Source organism: Kitasatospora sp. NPDC001309 (genome assembly GCF_042896295.1).
Lineage (GTDB): Bacteria > Actinomycetota > Actinomycetes > Streptomycetales > Streptomycetaceae > Kitasatospora.
This window is the reverse complement of sequence record NZ_JBIAXC010000002.1, coordinates 265,728-283,831: the sequence shown is the minus strand read 5'-3', so window position 1 is coordinate 283,831 and position 18,104 is coordinate 265,728. Positions and strand designations below refer to the sequence as shown.

Annotated in this window: 10 protein-coding genes and 1 pseudogene; all 11 read right to left on the bottom strand. The window is 73.0% G+C overall.

Annotated elements, in window-relative coordinates; translation table 11 throughout:
* Positions 1–31 precede the first annotated feature (31 nt).
* A complete protein-coding gene (ilvN, locus tag ACFY2K_RS03455; RefSeq protein ID WP_097236150.1) occupies positions 32–556 on the bottom strand; it encodes an acetolactate synthase small subunit in 525 nt (174 codons plus the stop codon).
* Positions 557–591: 35 nt separating this feature from the next.
* The gene (locus ACFY2K_RS03450) at positions 592–2,439 is read right to left on the bottom strand and encodes an acetolactate synthase large subunit (RefSeq protein ID WP_387709394.1); all 1,848 of its coding nucleotides are present in this window, start codon (positions 2,437–2,439) and stop codon (positions 592–594) included.
* Between the two features lie 329 nt (positions 2,440–2,768).
* Positions 2,769–5,702 (bottom strand): putative bifunctional diguanylate cyclase/phosphodiesterase, encoded by a 2,934-nt coding sequence (locus ACFY2K_RS03445; protein WP_380593889.1) that lies wholly within the window; start codon positions 5,700–5,702, stop codon positions 2,769–2,771.
* A 477-nt stretch (positions 5,703–6,179) separates the two neighbouring features.
* Positions 6,180–9,227: a helix-turn-helix transcriptional regulator gene (locus ACFY2K_RS03440; RefSeq protein WP_387709393.1), complete on the bottom strand. Its 3,048-nt coding sequence runs from the start codon at positions 9,225–9,227 to the stop codon at positions 6,180–6,182.
* Positions 9,228–9,361: 134 nt separating this feature from the next.
* A complete protein-coding gene (locus ACFY2K_RS03435) occupies positions 9,362–9,520 on the bottom strand; it encodes a hypothetical protein (protein ID WP_375891549.1) in 159 nt (52 codons plus the stop codon).
* A 265-nt stretch (positions 9,521–9,785) separates the two neighbouring features.
* A complete protein-coding gene (gene gatB / locus ACFY2K_RS03430; RefSeq protein WP_380528980.1) occupies positions 9,786–11,294 on the bottom strand; it encodes an Asp-tRNA(Asn)/Glu-tRNA(Gln) amidotransferase subunit GatB in 1,509 nt (502 codons plus the stop codon).
* 83 nt (positions 11,295–11,377) lie between these two features.
* Positions 11,378–11,662 carry a hypothetical protein gene (locus ACFY2K_RS03425; RefSeq protein WP_380644187.1) on the bottom strand — a complete coding sequence of 95 codons (285 nt, stop codon included), beginning with the start codon at positions 11,660–11,662 and terminating at the stop codon, positions 11,378–11,380.
* A 5-nt stretch (positions 11,663–11,667) separates the two neighbouring features.
* Entirely contained in the window at positions 11,668–13,161 is a 1,494-nt protein-coding gene (gene gatA / locus ACFY2K_RS03420; protein WP_380396893.1) for an Asp-tRNA(Asn)/Glu-tRNA(Gln) amidotransferase subunit GatA, read from the bottom strand.
* A gap of 5 nt (positions 13,162–13,166) precedes the next feature.
* Complete coding sequence (gene gatC / locus ACFY2K_RS03415; RefSeq protein ID WP_030057414.1) at positions 13,167–13,463, bottom strand: Asp-tRNA(Asn)/Glu-tRNA(Gln) amidotransferase subunit GatC; 297 nt, start codon at positions 13,461–13,463, stop codon at positions 13,167–13,169.
* A 196-nt stretch (positions 13,464–13,659) separates the two neighbouring features.
* Positions 13,660–15,411: pseudogene (locus tag ACFY2K_RS03410) on the bottom strand (putative bifunctional diguanylate cyclase/phosphodiesterase); the annotation flags it as partial.
* A 385-nt stretch (positions 15,412–15,796) separates the two neighbouring features.
* Positions 15,797–18,085 (bottom strand): NAD-dependent DNA ligase LigA, encoded by a 2,289-nt coding sequence (gene ligA, locus ACFY2K_RS03405; protein ID WP_380528984.1) that lies wholly within the window; start codon positions 18,083–18,085, stop codon positions 15,797–15,799.
* Positions 18,086–18,104: the final 19 nt, after the last annotated feature.

Here is an 18,104-nt window from a genome sequence, read left to right as displayed (position 1 = left end):
GTTTACTTCAGAAGGTGAGACAGCGCTGGGGTCAGGCGCTGCGGTCGAGGGCGCGCAGCGAGCGGTCCGTGATGGAACGCGCGCCGCGGCCGATGGCGACCAGGCCGGACTGGACCAACTCCTTGATGCCGTAAGGCTCCAGCATCCGGAGCATGGCCTCCAGCTTGTCCGAGCTGCCGGTGGCCTCGATGGTCACCGCTTCCGGCGACACGTCGACGGTCTTGGCACGGAACAGCTGGACGATCTCGACGATCTGCGACCGGGTCTCGTTGTCGGCGCGGACCTTCACCAGAACCAGTTCCCGCTGGATCGCAGCGGCCTGGTCGAGTTCGACGATCTTTATCACGTTCACGAGCTTGTTGAGCTGCTTGGTGACCTGTTCCAGCGGGAGGTCCTCGACGTTGACCACGATCGTCATCCGGGACACGTCCGGGTGCTCGGTCGGGCCGACGGCGAGGGAGTCGATGTTGAAGCCCCGACGGGAGAACAGCGCGGCGATGCGGGCGAGCACGCCGGGCTTGTTCTCGACCAGGACGGAGAGGGTGTGCTTGGACATGTGGTTCCTCAGTCGTTCCGGAGTGTCAGGGGCCGTCAGTCGAGGTCGTCGCCGAAGTCGGGCCGGACGCCCTTGGCGAACTGGATCTCGTCGTTGCTGGTGCCGGCCGCGACCATCGGCCACACCATCGCGTCCTGGTGGACGATGAAGTCGATGACCACCGGGCGGTCGTTGATCTCCATCGCCTGCCGGATGACCGCGTCCAGGTCCTCGGGGCGCTCGCAGCGCAGGCCGACGCAGCCCATCGCCTCGGACAGCAGGACGAAGTCGGGGATCCGGGTGCCCTGGGCCGGCGGCGCGATGCCGTCGTGCTCCGGGCCGGAGTGCAGCACGGTGTTGGAGTAGCGCTGGTTGTAGAACAGCGTCTGCCACTGCCGGACCATGCCCAGCGAGCCGTTGTTGATGACCGCGACCTTGATCGGGATGTCGTTCAGGGCGCAGGTGACCAGCTCCTGGTTGGTCATCTGGAAGCAGCCGTCGCCGTCGATGGCCCAGACCGCGGACTCCGGGCGGCCCGCCTTGGCGCCCATCGCCGCCGGGACGGCGTAGCCCATGGTGCCGGCGCCGCCGGAGTTGAGCCAGGTGCCGGGCTTCTCGAAGCGGATGTACTGCGAGCTCCACATCTGGTGCTGGCCGACGCCCGCCGCGTAGATCGCCTCCGGGCCGACCAGTTGGCCGATCCGCTCGATGACCTGCTGCGGGGAGAGCTGGCCGTCCGGGGCCGGCTCGAAGCCCAGCGGGTAGGTCTTCTTCCACGCGTCGAGCTTCTCCCACCACTCGGTGTAGTCGCCCTTGTGGCCGGCGTCGAACTCGGCCTGGACGGCGACGATCAGGTCGGCCAGCACCTCGCGGGCGTCGCCGACGATCGGCACGTCCGCCGGGCGGTTCTTGCCGATCTCGGCCGGGTCGATATCCGCGTGCACGATCTTGGCGTACGGGGCGAAGCTGTCCAGCTTGCCGGTGACCCGGTCGTCGAAGCGGGCGCCGAGGGTGAACAGCAGGTCCGACTTCTGCAGCGCGGTGACGGCCGGGACGGAGCCGTGCATGCCGGGCATGCCCAGGTGCTGGGGGTGGCTGTCCGGGAAGGCGCCGAGGGCCATCAGGGTGGTGACGACCGGGGCGCCGGTCAGCTCGGCGAGGATCCGCAGCTCGGCGGTGGCGTTCGCCTTGAGCACGCCGCCGCCGACGTAGAGCACCGGGCGCTTGCTGCCGACCAGCAGCTTCGCGGCCTCGCGGATCTGCTTGGCGTGCGGCTTGGTGACCGGGCGGTAGCCGGGCAGCGCGGTCTCGACCGGCCAGCGGAAGGTGGTGGTGGCCTGGAGGGCGTCCTTGGCGATGTCGACCAGGACCGGGCCGGGGCGGCCGGTGGCGGCGATGTGGAAGGCCTCGGCGATCACCTGGGGGATCTCGGCCGGGTCGGTGACCAGGTAGTTGTGCTTGGTGATCGGCATCGTGATGCCGCAGATGTCCGCCTCCTGGAAGGCGTCGGTGCCGATCGCCTTGGAGGCGACCTGGCCGGTGATCGCGACGATCGGCACGGAGTCCATGTACGCGTCGGCGATCGGGGTGACCAGGTTGGTGGCACCGGGGCCGGAGGTGGCCATGCAGACCCCGACCCGGCCGGTGGCCTGGGCGTACCCGGTGGCGGCGTGACCGGCGCCCTGCTCGTGCCGGACCAGGATGTGGCGCACCTTGACCGAGTCCATCAGCGGGTCGTACGCGGGGAGGATGGCCCCGCCCGGGATGCCGAAGACGGTGTCGGCACCCACGGCCTCGAGCGAGCGGATGAGCGACTGGGCGCCGGTCATGGTCTCGGCGACGTGCTGGGGAGCCTGGGCGGCCGGGGTGTCCCCGCGGCGGGGGGATGCGGCGTGCTCGGTCATCTGCCTGTCTCTTCTCGGGTTTTGCCGGCCCGGTGCTGCGGGCCCCGGTGCTGCGAGGGTGGGGTCCCGGTCCGGGCCGATCGCCGGCTCTGCCTCAATCGTCCCGCCGATTCCGACGAGTCGGACGTCTCGGGGCGGTCGGGGCCAGGGGTCTTGCGGTTGGAACAGCGTCAGTGCAACAAAAAACCCCTCGTGCCCAAGGGCATGCGAGGGGTGGCGCGTCGGTCTGTCACGAGCGGGGCTTGCGAGCCCACTCAGCCGACGCGCCCGCCAAGTACGAGAATTCGGGTGCGCATGGCAACGACCTTCCTCCCGTCCGGGGTGGCGTGTCAAGCAGGTGGGATGACCGTCTCGCCATGCGGACCGGCTCCCGGACCGGTCACGGCCCGGTGTTCGGGCAGGTCGGGGGCCCCGTGGTGGGGTACGGCACGGCCCCCCTGGGCGTCCGGGCGGCCACTCGTCCGGGTGTCCGCGGCCAGGTAGCCGCGGCGGGCGGAGAGCGTGCCGAGCGGCTTGGGCAGCGGGTAGCCGCGGCGGGCCAGCGCCCGGCGCAGCCGGGTCTCGTCCAGCGGCGGGGCGAAGGCCGAGCCCTGGCCGAACCGGCAGCCCAGCTCCTGGAGGGCGGCGACCTGCCGGGGCAGGTCCACCCCCTCGGCGGCGGTGGCCATCCCGAGGTCCCGGCCGAGCCGCAGGGCGTGCCCGGCCAGGGTGCGGCTGAGCCCGGACTCGCCCAGGTCCTGGACCAGCGTGCGGTCCAGCTTGAGCCCGTCCAGCGGCAGTCGGGCGAGCGCCCCCAGCGAGCCGCTGCCCGCGCCGTAGCCGGCCAGCCAGGTGGAGACGCCGAGTCTGCGCAGCGCGGCCAGTCGGCGGCCGAGCTCGTCCGCGAGCGGGTCCGGGCCCATCCGGGCCACCTCGATCACCAGCTCGCCGGCCGGCAGCCCGCTGTCGCGCAGCGCCGCGGCCACCGTCTCGTACAGGCCGGGCGAGCAGAGCCGCTCGATCGAGAGCCGGACGGCCACCGGGACGGGCGCCGGGGCGCCGGGGCGCCGGCCGGCCGGGTCGCGGCGGTCGGCCGCGGCCGCCACCGCCTCGTGCACCAGCCAGCGGGAGAACCGGGTGGCCGCGTCGCCGTGCTCGGCCGAGCGCATGAACTCGGCCGGGGTGAGCAGCAGCCCGCCCGCCGAACGCCAGCGGGCCTGGGCCTCGACGGCGGTCACCGCGCCGCTGGTGAGGTCCACCACGGGCTGGTGGAGCAGGGTGAAGCCGCCCTCCCGGACGGCCACCCGCAGCCGTTCCTCCAGCTCGGAGCGGCGCTCCAGGTCGGCCCGCATCGCGGGGGCGTAGAGCACCACCCGGCCCTTGCCCTCGGACTTGGCCCGGTACATCGCCAGGTCGGCGTTGCGCATCAGCTCGTCGGCGGCGGCCCTGGGGTCGGCGGCCGGGCCGCGTTCGGGGGTGCCGAAGGCGATGCCGATGCTGGCGGCGACGCCGAGTTCGACGCCGCCGATCCAGTACGGCTCGGAGAGCGCGACCCGCAGCCGCTCGGCCAGTTCCTGGACCTGGAGCCGGCCGAGCGGGCCGCAGACCAGCGCGGCGAACTCGTCGCCGCCGAACCGGGCCACGGTGTCCCCGCAGCGGACGGCGCCCTGCAGCCGGCGGGCCGCCTGCACCAGCAGCTCGTCCCCGACCTGGTGGCCGGCGGTGTCGTTGACCGCCTTGAAGCCGTCCAGGTCGAGGAAGAGCACCGCGATGCCGGCGCCCGTCCCGCCCTGCTGGCCGCGGGTGCCGAGGGCGCCGCGCAGCCGCTGGGCGAACAACGCCCGGTTGGGCAGGTCGGTGAGCGGGTCGTGGAAGGCGTTGTGCTGCAACTGGGCCTGGAGCATGACGCGTTCGGTGACGTCCCGGCTGTTCAGCAGCAGCCCGTCGCGGTGCCGGCTGACGGTCGACTCGACGTGCAGCCACTCCCCGATCCCGGAGCTGATCCGGCACTCCACCCGGGCCGAGGGCTCGACCGTGCCCGGGGTGCGGTGGGCGGCCAGCCGCACCCGCGCGAGGTAGCGGCGGACCTCGGCGAGCACCCGGTCCACGTCCTCGGGGTGGACCAGGTCCAGCAGGTTGCCGCCGACCAGTTCCTCCGGGTCCCGCCCGTAGACGCCGAGCGCCGCCGGGGAGACGTACGAGAGCACGCCGTTGGCCCCGGCGATCATGATGACGTCGCTGGACCCCTGCACCAGGGAGCGGAAGTGCGACTCCTTGTGGGCGAGTTCCTGGGCCAGCGAGAGGTTGTCGAGCAGCATGACGCCTTGCCTGAGGATCAGTGCCAGCCCGACGGTGCACGCGGCCGCGGCCACCACGCGGTCCAACTGCCGTCCGCCGAGGGCGTTGTAGAGGATTCCGGCGGTGCACACCGCGGCCGCCGCGTAGGGCGTGAGCGCACTGAAGGTGGTGGCCACCCGGCGGCGCGGCAGGCCGCCGGCCGAGGGGTGCTCGCGCAGCGGGCGGCGCCAGCGCGAGGACCACGGCGCCCACGCGAGCAGCAGGCTGCCGGAGAACCAGCCGGCGTCCAGCAGTTCGCCGGAGTGGTAGTTGCTGTGCAGCTCCGGGGAGGTGAACAGGGCGTCGCAGATGACCGTGACGGCGAGCGCGATCATCGCGGTGTGCACCGCCGCCCGGTTGCCGTCCCGGCCGCCGAAGCGCAGTCCCACCACCAGGCTGACCAGCAGGATGTCCAGCACCGGGTAGGCCAGGTTGAGGGCCAGCCGCAGCGGGGAGCCGTCCTCGCCGGCCGCGATCCGGCCGAGCGCCAGGCTCCAGCTGAGGGTGAACAGCGAGCCGGCGATCAGCCAGCCGTCGAGCAGCAGGCACAGCCAGCCGGCCGCCGTCCGCGGGTGCTGGGCGAGCACCAGCACGCCGGTGATGGCGAGCGGGGCGAACAGCAGGAAGGCGTACGGGGCGAGCGAGTTCTGCGGCAGCGCGGTGCGCACGACCACCTCGTACCAGCCCCAGGTGCCGTTGCCGAAGGCCACCATGAGCGAGGAGAGGCCGAACAGCAGCCAGGCCGGGCGGGCGTGGCCGGCGACCGTGCAGCCGTACACCAGGCAGGACAGCGCGGCCGCGAGGGCCGCCGCGGCGAGCCCGAAGTCACCCATGAAGGCGGCGAGTTGGTGGGATCCCCAGCTGGTGGCGGCGCCCAGCGCATAGGCCAGGCAGAGCACGCCGAGGACCAGGCCGGGCAGCGAGCGGCTCTCCCGGAGCCGGCCCAGCGGACCGCGTCCGACCGGCCCCGGCGGCTCGGGCGCGGACGTGTCGGCGGGCGGCACGCCCGGTCGTCCGGATCCGGGCAGCACCGTATCGGTGGAGCTCACTCGGCCTCTCCCCCTCCGGCCCGGGGCCTGGCGCCCCGGCCACGGACCACCGGCCGCGCACCTCTCGACCGTACGCGGTGGCCTGGCGCCCCGTCGGGACGGCGGCCCAGGGGGTGGGCGGCCGTCCGGCCACCGCACCGCACCGATGCTCCCGGTCGGGACCCTACACCAATTCCGTCACTCAATGACACGCACACTCAACTTAGAGTAATGGCGACAGAGCGGGGAAAGGCACCCGATTCCGACCGATCGGCCCGGTTGGCGGCGGCGCGCGGGCAGGGGCTCACGCGGCGCGCACGGGAGCACGCAACGGCGCCCGGCCACCCGGGCGGCCCCGGCCGCCGACTGTTCGGACACGGTCGGCGACCTGCGGGTTCACCAGCCCGAGGGGGCCGGGTCGTCGGGGAACAGCCGCAGCCGGTGGGCCAGCGCGGCGGCCTCGCCACGGCCGCCGACCTCCAGCTTTCCCAGGATGTTGGACACGTGCACGCTTGCGGTCTTCGGAGAGATGTACAGCTCCTCGGCGATCTGCCGGTTGGTCCAGCCCCGGGCGAGCAGCCGGAGCACGTCCCGCTCACGGGGGGTGAGCCCGAAGGAGTCCCCGACCGCCGGGGCCGGTCCCGCCGCCGCGGCCGGGCGCTCCACCGGGGCCAGCGTGAGCCCCGCGCGCTCCGCCAGTGCGGTGACCTGGGCCGCGAGCGGCCGGTCGCCCCGGGCGGTCGCCAGTTCGCCCGCCTCGCGCAGCAGTTCGGTCGCGGCCTCGCGCCGCCCGGCCCGCACCTGGGCCTCGGCGCCGCGCAGCAGCGCGAGCGCCAGCGGGTACGGCAGCCCGGTCGACCGCAGCTCGGTGGCCGCCTCCGCCCACTGCCCGGTGGTGTCCGCGGCCGCGGCCCGGGCCAGCTCGGCCTCCAGCAGCCGGGCCCAGCCGTGGTGCAGCGGCGACTGGGGCCGCAGCTGGGCGGCCGCGGCGGCGATCGCGGTCAGCGCCTCGGCCCGGCCCGCGCCGGTCTCCGGCACGCCCAGGCTGTCCGCCTCCACCCCGGCGGCCTCCACCAGCAGCGGGTAGACGTCGGACTCGTAACCGAGCCGCCCGTCCTCCGCGAGCGCGGCGAGCAGTTCCGCCCGGGCGTCCAGCGGCCGCCCGTTGTGCGCGGCGATCCGCACCGCCAGGCGGCTGATCGGCACGCTGTGCTGCGCCTGGCCGAAACGGTTCGCCGACCGGGCCTGCGCCAGCATGGTCGCCGCGGTCGCGAAGTCCCCGCGCAGCACGGCGAGGTCGCCGCGCATCCGGTCCAGGAACTCCGCGTGGGAGCCGGGCAGGCCGATCAGCTCGCTGGCGGTGAGCAGTTCCTCCGCCTCCCGCACCTGCCCGAGGTCGGCGAGCGCCTCGACCAGGTTGCCGGTCAGGATGTTGCCGATGTTGCGCTGCAGCCCGTTGCCGTCCGCGAACTCCAGCCCCTCCCGGGCCAGTCGGACGGCCTCCTCGGCCCGGCCCAGTCCGCGCTGCATGCTGGCCAGGTTGTTGATACCGCGCAGCAGGAGGTCCGGGATGCCCAGCGCCCGGGCCCGCTCGACCGCGGCCGTCAGCTCGGCCAGCCCGCCCTCGGCGTCGCCCAGCAGGTCGTAGCGCAGGCTGCCGAGGGTCATCCGGGCGTGCACCTCGACCGAGTGGGCGCCGACCTCCCGGGCGATCCCGATCGCCCGCTCGGCCAGTTTGAGGTGTTCGAGGCGGGGCGCCCGGACCACCGCCACGCCCGCGGCCAGGGCGAACACCTCGGCCTGGGTCGCGGACGGCGGCAGGTGCTCCACCAGCCGGTGGGCGCGGGTGATCTCCTCGTCGTCCCCGGAGCGGCGCAGGTTGCCCAGCATCCGGGCCCGGTTGATCCGGAACCAGGCCGCGCGCACCGGGTGCTCGGCCTCGTCGACCAGCCGGATGCCGCGCTTGGCCAGGCTCAGCCCGCGCTCGCGGTCGCCGCAGCGCCGGGCCGCGACCACCGCCTCGGCCAGCACGTCGACCAGCTGGATCCGGTCGCAGTCCGCGTCCGCGGGGCTGTGGTCGCAGGAGCCGGGCGGGTAGGTCTCGGCCCAGTCGTACGGGCGCAGGGTGTGCGCCAGCACCTCCTCGGAGACCAGGTCCCACAGCTCCAACCCCCGCTCCAGCATGCCGAGTTGCTCGGCGAAGGCGTTGCGGCGCCGGGCCGCGCGGGCGGCGTCCAGGGCGGTCGGCAGGGCCCGGGCCGGGTCGTGGGCGTGGTACCAGTAGTTGGCCAGCCGGGCGGGCAGCGCGTCGGCCGGGACGAGTTGCGGCCGGGCCTCCACGGCGAGCGCGAACTTGCGGTTGATCCGGTGCCGTTCGCCGGGCAGCAGGTCGTCCGAGACGGCCTCGCGGACCAGCGCGTGCCGGAACCGGTAGCCCTCGCCCTCGCTGTCCGGGCGCAGGATGTTGGCGCCGACGGCCGCCCGCAGCGCCTCGATCAGCGCCTCCTCGTCGTCGGCCAGGACGGCGGCCAGCAGGGCGTGTTCGACGTGCGAGCCGCCCTCGGCGGCGATCCGCACCACCTTCTGGGCCTCCTCGTCCAGGCTCTCCACCCGGACCAGCAGGATGTCCCGCAGCGAGTCGGTGAGGCCGGCGCCGCAGCCGTCCTCGAAGGCGGTGGCCAGCTCCTCGACGAAGAACGGGTTCCCCTCCGAGCGGCGCAGGATCCGGTCCACCAGCTGGCGGTCGGGGGCGCCCGTGCCGAGGATGCCGGCCAGCTGGGCCGCGACCTCGCGGCGGCCGAAGCGCTCCAGCTCCAGGCGCTGCACGGTGCGCAGCCGCTCCAGCTCGGCCAGGAAGGGGCGCAGCGGGTGGCGGCGGTGCAGGTCGTCGGTGCGGTAGGTGGCGACCAGCAGCACCCGGGAGCGGTGCAGGGTGCGCACCAGGAAGGCGAGCAGTTCGCGGGTGGAGCGGTCGGACCAGTGCAGGTCCTCCACGGCGAACACGAGGGTACGTTCCGCGCCGAACCGTTCGAACAGTCTTGCGGTGTGCTCGAACAGTCGGGCCCGGCCGTACTCGTCGTTGGGTTCGCCGTCCCCCTCGCCGAACTCGGAGAGCAGCCGGGCGAGATGGCCCTCGCTGCCGGCCGCGGCCGCCTCGAACTCGGCGCCCAGCGCGCGGTGCAGCCGGCGCAGCGCGGCGGCGAGCGGCGCGTAGGGCAGGCCCTCGGCGCCGACCTCCAGACAGCTGCCGAGCGTGGTGACCGCTCCCCCGTCGGCGGCCCGCTGGAGGAACTCCTCCAGCAGCCGGGTCTTGCCGATCCCGGCCTCGCCGCCGATCAGCACGGCCTGCGGGCTGCCGGTGCCCGCCCGGCGCAGCGCGTCGGTCAGTTCGGTGATCTCGCTGCCGCGGCCGACGAAGACGGGACTCACCGATATCTGCTGCATGGAGGCGAGCATGCCATAGCCGGAGCCACTGGTGAGAGGGGTTATCTCGCGGGGCGAACGCCCGGAGGGGAAGGCGCTCCCCCGCGGCGCCTCCCCCTCCGGAACTGCATCGGCACCGTCCTGGTGCCGGGTCGTCAGCATTCCGTCTGACGCACGGGGCGACGCTGGAAGCGGGCGGCCACCGGACGGCGGCGCAGCCGGGCGACCTGCTTGGCCTCGCGGACCAGACGCTCGTGCTCGGCGCGGGCTTCGAGCTCGTGGGCGTGCTGCTGGATGAGCTGGTACTCGATCACTTCGGGTTCCCCCCTGGGGTTTCGCCTTCGTTTCCCTGACATGTAAGAGCTTCCTCCCCCAGTGGGGGGTGCCACATCGGGAGCGTGCCCCATCTTCCGAAGGCCGAGTGCCTTAGATTCGGCGCCAGAAAAGGTTTAAGGCCCCGCCTCACCTAGATACGTAGGTGAGACGGGGCCTTAGGCCTTACTTAGGGGGCCTTAGACGCCTTAGACGCCTTAGGAAGGCGGGCTTGACGGCCTAGGCCGCCGAGCCTTCTCAGGTGGCTCAGGCCGAGACGCCCAGCTTCTCCAGGATCAGGTCCTTGACCCGGGCCGCGTCCGCCTGGCCACGGGTGGCCTTCATGACCGCGCCGACCAGCGCGCCCACGGCGGCGACCTTGCCGTCGCGGATCTTGGCGGCGATCGCCTCGTTCTCGGCGATGGCCTGGTCGACCGCGGCGCCCAGCGCGGAGTCGTCCGAGACCACGGCCAGGCCGCGCTTCTCGACGACCTCGTCCGGCTCGCCCTCGCCGGCCAGCACGGCCTCGATGACCTGGCGGGCCAGCTTGTCGTTCAGCTTGCCCTCGGCGACCAGCGCGGTGACCCGGGCGACCTGCGCCGGGGTGATCGGCTGCTCGCTCAGCTCGGTACCGGTCTCGTTGGCGCGACGGGCCAGCTCGCCCATCCACCACTTGCGGGCCTGGTCGGCGGGGGCGCCGGCCGCGATGGTCTCCTGGATCGGCTCCACCGCACCGGCGTTGAGCACCGACTGCATGTCCTTGTCGGTCAGGCCCCACTCGGCCTGCAGCCGGGCGCGGCGCACCCGCGGCAGCTCCGGCAGCCCGGCCCGCAGCTCCTCGACCCACGCCCGGGCGGGGGCCACCGGCACCAGGTCCGGCTCGGGGAAGTAGCGGTAGTCCTCGGCGTTGTCCTTGATCCGGCCCGAGGTGGTGGAGCCGTCCTCCTCGTGGAAGTGACGGGTCTCCTGGACGATGGTGCCGCCGTCGGTCAGCACGGTGGCGTGCCGCTGGATCTCGAACCGGGCGGCCCGCTCCACGCTGCGCAGGGAGTTGACGTTCTTGGTCTCCGAGCGGGTGCCGAAGGTCTCGGTGCCGTTCGGGCGCAGCGACAGGTTGACGTCGCAGCGCATCTGGCCCTTGTCCATCCGGGCCTCGGAGACGCCCAGCGCCTTGATCAGCTCGCGCAGCTCGGCCACGTAGGCCTTGGCGACCTCGGGGGCGCGCTCGCCGGCGCCGACGATCGGCTTGGTGACGATCTCGATCAGCGGGATGCCGGCCCGGTTGTAGTCGAGCAGCGAGTGGGTGGCCCCGTGGATGCGACCGGTGGCGCCGCCGACGTGGCTGGACTTGCCGGTGTCCTCCTCCATGTGGGCGCGCTCGATCTCCACCCGGAAGGTCGTGCCGTCCTCCAGCTGCACGTCGAGGTAGCCGTTGAAGGCGATCGGCTCGTCGTACTGCGAGGTCTGGAAGTTCTTGGGCATGTCCGGGTAGAAGTAGTTCTTCCGCGCGAACCGGCACCACTCGGCGATCTCGCAGTTCAGCGCGAGGCCGATCTTGACGGCCGACTCCACGCCGATCGCGTTGACCACCGGGAGCGAGCCCGGCAGGCCCAGGCAGGTCGGGCAGGTCTGGCTGTTCGGCTCGGCGCCCAGCTCGGTCGAGCAACCGCAGAACATCTTGGTCTTGGTACCCAGCTCGACGTGGACCTCAAGGCCCATCACCGGGTCGTACGACGCGAGAGCGTCCTCGTAGGAGACCAGGTTCATGACGCTCACAGCGTCCCTTCTCACTTGAAGCTTGGGAGGTACGGGCCCGGCCGCCGCATCGCGCGGGGCCGGGCCGGGGCGCTCGGATCGACTCAGCCCAGCAGCACGTCGTCGGAGGCGAGCTGACGCAGCTCGCGCACCAGCAGGGCGGTGCCGGTGATCAGCGCGGCGGCGCCGACCAGGGCGTTGACCAGCTTGAGGGTGTCGCTCTCCTCGCGCGCCTTGCGGACGTCCTTGACCACGGAGATCGCACCGAACGCGCTGGTACCGATGGACAGCCACAGCCCGGGCTTGCTGTGCTTGAACCCCTTGAGGGAGCTCTGGGCCTTGAGGGAGCTCTGGGCCTTGACGGAGCTCGGGGCCTTGGCCTTCTCGATCTTGCTCACAGTGCCGGTACCTCCTCCAGCAGGGTGTGCCCCCACTTGTCGTTGAGTGCGGCCTCGACGGCACCGCCCACGCGGTACAGGCGGTCGTCCGCCATCGCGGGAGCGATGATCTGCAGGCCGACCGGGAGATTGTCCTCCGGCGCCAGGCCGACCGGCAGCGACATGGCCGCGTTGCCCGCCAGGTTGGACGGGATCGTGCACAGGTCGGCCAGGTACATCGCCATCGGGTCGTCGGCGCGCTCGCCGATCGGGAAGGCGGTGGTCGGCGTGGTCGGCGAGACCAGCACGTCCACACCGGCGAAGGCGGCGTCGAAGTCCCGCGAGATGAGCGTGCGGACCTTCTGGGCCGAGCCGTAGTAGGCGTCGTAGTAGCCCGAGGAGAGGGCGTAGGTGCCCAGGATGATGCGGCGCTTGACCTCGTCGCCGAAGCCGGCCTCGCGGGTCAGCGCGGTGACCTCCTCGGCCGAGCGCGAGCCGTCGTCGCCGACCCGCAGGCCGTAGCGCATGGCGTCGAAGCGGGCCAGGTTGGAGGAGCACTCCGACGGCGCGATCAGGTAGTACGCCGGCAGCGCCAGGGTGAAGGACGGGCAGGACACCTCGACGACCTCGGCGCCCAGCTCGCGCAGCAGCTCCACCGACTCGTCGAAGCGCTGCATCACGCCGGTCTGGTAGCCCTCGCCGGCGAACTCCTTGACGACGCCGATCCGCATGCCGCGGACGTCGCGCATCCTCGCGGCCTCGACCACGGCCGGGACGGGCGCGTCGATCGAGGTGGAGTCCAGCGGGTCGTGGCCGGCGATGGCCTCGTGCAGCAGGGCCGCGTCCAGCACCGTGCGGGCGCACGGGCCGCCCTGGTCCAGGCTGCTGGAGAAGGCGACCAGGCCGTAGCGGGACACCGAGCCGTAGGTCGGCTTGACGCCGACGGTGCCGGTGACGGCGCCGGGCTGGCGGATCGAGCCGCCGGTGTCGGTGCCGATCGCCAGCGGGGCCTCGAAGGCGGCCAGCGCGGCGGCCGAACCGCCGCCGGAGCCGCCCGGGATGCGGGTGAGGTCCCACGGGTTGCCGGTCGGGCCGTAGGCCGAGTTCTCGGTGGAGGAGCCCATCGCGAACTCGTCCATGTTGGTCTTGCCGAGGATGACCACGCCCGCGTCCTTGAGACGGGTGGTCAGGGTGGCGTCGTAGGGCGGGATCCAGCCCTCGAGCATCTTGGACCCGCAGGTGGTCGGGATGCCCTTGGTGGTGAAGACGTCCTTGAGCGCGAGCGGGACGCCGGCCAGCGGGCCCAGCTCCTCGCCCTTGGCGCGCTTGTCGTCGACGGCCCTGGCGGCGGCCAGCGCACCCTCGGTGTCGACGTGCAGGAAGGCGTTGACCTTCTTGTCGACGGCCTCGATGCGGTCCAGGTGCGCCTGGGCGACCTCGACGGCGGAGACCTCGCCCTTGGCGATGGCGCCCGCGGTCTCGGCCGCGGTGTACTTGATCAGCTCGGTCATCTCGGTCAGTCCTCCCCGAGGATCTGCGGCACACGGAAACGCTGCTCCTCGGCGGCGGGGGCGCCGGACAGCGCCTGCTCCGGGGTCAGCGACGGTCGCACCTCGTCCGCGCGCATGACGTTGGTCAGCGGCAGCGGGTGGGAGGTCGGCGGGACGTCCTGTCCGGCGACCTCGGAAACGCGGGCGACCGCGCCGATGATCACGTCGAGCTGCTCGGCGAAGTGGTCCAGCTCTTCGGGCTTCAGCTCAAGACGCGACAGCCGGGCGAGGTGGGCGACCTCCTCGCGCGTGATGCCAGGCATGCAGCGATCCTCAGGGTGAGTTCTGGTGAGACCCGGCGACGCCTGCGGCGGTGCCGGGCCCGGGCAGGAGCAGCCGGGTTCGGCGCTCCGTCCTCGTGGTCTTTGGACCCCATCCTATGGGGCCCGGCCCGGCCACCGGCCAACGAGTGGACCTGCGGCCCCGTTACCGTCCCCGTCGCCCCCGTCACCCCCGCCGCTACTGCGGCCCGGTGCGGGCCCAACCCTGCGCGCCCGGCGTCTGGAAGCCGACCTGCGCGGCGGGCAGCGCCTGGCCGCGCTGCCCGGCCTGCAGGGCGGGCGGCAGCACCGGCGGGAGGGTCGGCGGCCGCACCGGCGACAGCGGGGACGGCCGGTCGGCCGGCTTGACCGCGGCGGCGCGGTCGACCGGCTTGATGATCGACGGGAGCTGCGGCGGCGCGCCGAGCCGCTCCACCGTCGGGGCGCCGGTGGTGCGGTGCACCCGCAGCCAGGCGGTGGCCTGCTCGGCGGGCAGCGCGGCGGACACCAGCCAGCCCTGGACGGCGTCCACGCCCATGCAGTGCAGCCGTTCCCAGGTCTCGTCGTCCTCGACGCCCTCGGCGACCACGGTCAGGCCGAGCGAGTGGGCCAGCTCGACCGAGCAGCGGACCACCGCCGCGTCGTGGTCGTCGGCGACCATCCGGGAGACGAAGGAACGGTCGATCTTGAGCTCGCCGACCGGCAGGCTGCGCAGCCGCACCAGCGAGGAGTGCCCGGTGCCGAAGTCGTCCAGGGACATCCCGACGCCGTAGCCGCGCAGTTCCGCCAGGGTGTCGGCGGCGCGCCGGGAGTCGTCCAGCAGCAGCCGCTCGGTGATCTCCAGCTGGAGCGCGTGGGCCGGCACCTGGTGGCGGACCAGGTGCCCGGCGACGCGCTGGGCGAAGCCGGGGTTGAGCACGTCGCGCGGCGAGACGTTGACCGCGACCTGCACCTGGAGGCCCTGCTCGCGCCAGTAGGCGAGCTGGCCGACCGCCGCCTCCAGCACGTAGTCGGTGAGCCGGGGCATCAGTCCGCTGGACTCGGCGAGCCCGACGAACTCGTCCGGGGAGACCTTCCCCTGTCCGGGCCGCTCCCAGCGCAGCAGGGCCTCCAGGCCGACCACCCGGCCGTCGAAGGCCACCTTCGGCTGGTAGTGCAGCTGCACCTCGCCGGTCTCCAGGGCCCGGCGGAGGTCCCCGAGCAGGCCGATCCGGTACGGGGTGTCGGCGTCCTGGGTCTCGTCGTACTGGGCGACCCCGCTGCACTCGCGCTGGGCGTGGCCCATCGCCACGTCGGCGCGGCGCAGCAGCGACTCGGCGTCCTGGGCGCCCTGCGGGTAGACGCAGACGCCGGCGCTGGCCTCCAGCACCAGCAGCAGGCCGTCCAGCCGGATCGGCGCGGCGAGTTCGGCGATCAGGGCCTTGGCGACCCGCTCCAGGCTGTCGGGGCAGTTGATGCCGGGGAGCAGGACGGCGAACTCGTCGCCGCCCATCCGGGCCACCATGGGGCGTCCGCGCCGGTAGTGCCGGGGCAGGCCGGCGAAGACGTCGTCGATGGACTCCCGGGTGGCGCTGCCGGCCGGGCCGCCGGAACGCAGCGCCCGGTGCAGTCGGCGGGCGATGTGAACCAGGAGGCGGTCACCGGCCGTATGACCAAGTGTGTCGTTGAGTGATCGGAAGCGGTCGAGGTCAAGCAGGATGAGACCGACGCTGTACCCTTCCTCGCGCTCGACGATCGCCTCCTGGGCGGCCAGCAGCAAGGCCTGACGGTTGGGCAGATCCGTCAGGGGATCGGTCAGCTGGTCGCGGGCCCGGTCCCGGGCGATCCGCCAGGCCGCCACCAGGACGGCCAGCGGTACCGCGAACAGCGGCAGCAGTTCGGGTTCGAACCGGTAGACCAGGACGGCCAGCGGGATGAGCGGCGCGGCTCCGGCCAGCAGCACGCCGAGCAGCAGGACCGCACCTGCCACCCCCTGCGGCGGGCGTGTGGGCGCGCCGCCGGTCGAACGATCCATAAGCCCTGTCCTCCGTCGGGCCCGCCCCGTCAGGCCGCCTTACGGTGAGGCACCGTGCCGGTACCGACAGCTGCCGGGCATGGAGCGACCCCGAGGAGCACCGGCTCGGCCGGTGCCCCCACCCCTGCTGACACTCTGTTGCGCTCCAGGGTATGCCGGGGTCTCCCCGGTGGGCAGACTTTCGGACAACCGGAAACGCGCCACCGCGCCCGGGTGTCGCACAGTGACACAATGCCCGCTTTCACCGGGCGGCACCCGGTGACGCCGCATCAGGACGATAACAACCCGGATCCGGCCGGCGGCGGCCCGGGTCCGCCCGGGGTCAGCCCTCCGCGGGTGCCTCGACGACCTCCTCCGCCGCGGCGGGCTCCGGAAGTCCCAGGTGGGCGCGGGCGGCAGACGGTCCGTCGGCGAGCAGCACCGCGAAGCCCGCGTCGTCCAGGACCGGCAGGCCGAGCTGAACTGCCTTGTCATACTTGGACCCTGGGTTATCACCGGCGACCACGAAGTCGGTCTTCTTCGAAACCGAACCGGTCACCTTCGCTCCACGCGAGGTCAGCGCCTCCTTGGCGCCGTCCCGGGTGTGGCCCGCCAGCGTCCCGGTGACGACCACGGTCAGGCCCTCCAGCGGGCGCTCCGCCTCCTCCTCGTCCGCGAACTCCTCGACGAAGCGGACCCCGGCGGCCCGCCACTTCTCCAGGATCTCCCGGTGCCACTCCTCCTCGAACCACTCCCGGATCGAGCGGGCGATGGTCGGGCCCACGCCCTCGACCGCCGCCAACTCCTCCTCGGTGGCCGAGAAGACCCGGTCCAGGTCACGGAACTCGCGCGCCAACTCCTGCGCCGCCACCGGGCCCACGTGCCGGATCGACAGGCCGTTCAGGAAGCGCCAGAGCGGGCGGTCCTTCGCCCCCTCCAGGTTGTCCAGCAGGGTCTGCAGCGACTTCTTCGGCTCGCCCTTGGTCGTGGCGAAGAAGAAGACCTCCTTCTCCTTGCCCGTCCGGTCGTCCAGCTTGGGCATGCCGGTCTTCTGGTCGCGCACCAGCACCTTGATCGGCAGCAGCTGCTCCGCCGTCAGCCCGAAGACGTCCCCCTCGTTGTGCACCGGGGCCTCGGCCGGCTCCAGCGGCTGGGTCAGCGCGGTCGCCGCGACGTAGCCCAGCCCCTCGACGTCCAGGCACTGCCGGCCGCCGAGGAAGGCGATCCGCTCCCGGATCTGGGCCGGGCAGTGCTGGGCGTTCGGGCAGCGCAGGTCGATGTCCCCCTCGGACATCGGGCGCAGCTCGGCGGCGCACTCCGGGCAGTGCGAGGGCATCACGAAGGCCTGCTCGGTGCCGTCCCGCAGGTCGTAGACCGGGCCGAGGATCTCCGGGATGACGTCACCGGCCTTGCGCAGCACCACGGTGTCGCCGAGCAGGACGTCCTTGGCCTTGACCACGTCCTGGTTGTGCAGCGTCGCGTACTGCACCATCGAGCCGGCCACCTTCACCGGCTCGGCCAGCACCGCGTACGGGGTGGCCCGGCCGGTGCGCCCGACGCCGACCTTGATCTCGGCCAGCTTGCCGGTGACCTCCTCCGGCGGGTACTTCCAGGCGATCGCCCAGCGCGGGGACTTGGAGGTGGCGCCGAGCCGGCCCTGGAGGGCGATCTCGTCCACCTTGACCACGACGCCGTCGATCTCGTGCTCGACCGAGTGCCGCTGCTCGCCGAAGTACTTGATGAAGGCGCGCACGTCGGCCAGCGTGCCGACCACCTTGTTGTGCCGGGCGGTGGGCAGACCCCAGTCGTGCAGCAGCCGGTAGGCGTGCGACTGGTTGTCGATGTCGAAGCCGACCCGGGCGCCGATGCCGTGCACCACCATGTGCAGCGGGCGGGAGGCGGTGACGTGCGGGTCCTTCTGGCGCAGCGAACCGGCCGCGGCGTTGCGGGGGTTCATGAACAGCCGGATCATCGCCCGGGGCCGCTTGCCCTCCTTGGCGCGCTCCTCGTTCTCCTGCCGACGGCGCTCGTTCTCCGCCGCGAACGAGGCGTTGAGCGCGTCGAACTCCTCGGTCGGGAAGTAGACCTCGCCGCGGATCTCCACCAGCGCCGGGAGGTCGTCGCCCTTGAGCCGGTGCGGGATCTCCTTGATGGTGCGGACGTTGGCGGTGATGTCCTCGCCGACCCGGCCGTCGCCGCGGGTCGCCGCCTGCACCAACTGGCCGTTCTCGTAGGTGAGGTTGACGGCCAGGCCGTCCACCTTGAGCTCGCACAGGTAGTGGTACTCGATGCCGTGCAGCTCGGTGGCGACCCGGTCCGCCCAGGCGCCGAGCTCCTCGTCGTCCATCGCGTTGTCCAGGCTGAGCAGCCGCTCGCGGTGCTCGACGGCGGCGAACAGCGCGGTGGGGGCGCCGCCGACCCGCTGGGTCGGCGACTCCGGCGTCACCAGGGCCGGGTGCTCGGCCTCCAGCTCCTCCAGTTCGCGCATCAGCGCGTCGAACTCGGCGTCGCTGACGACCGGCGCGTCCTGCTCGTAGTACCGGGCGCGGTGGTCGGTGATCTCCTGCGCCAGCTCGGCGTGCCGCCGGCGCACCTCCGCCGGGACGTCCTCCCAGCCCTCGACAGCCGTCACCGCAAGCCCTCCTACGTTC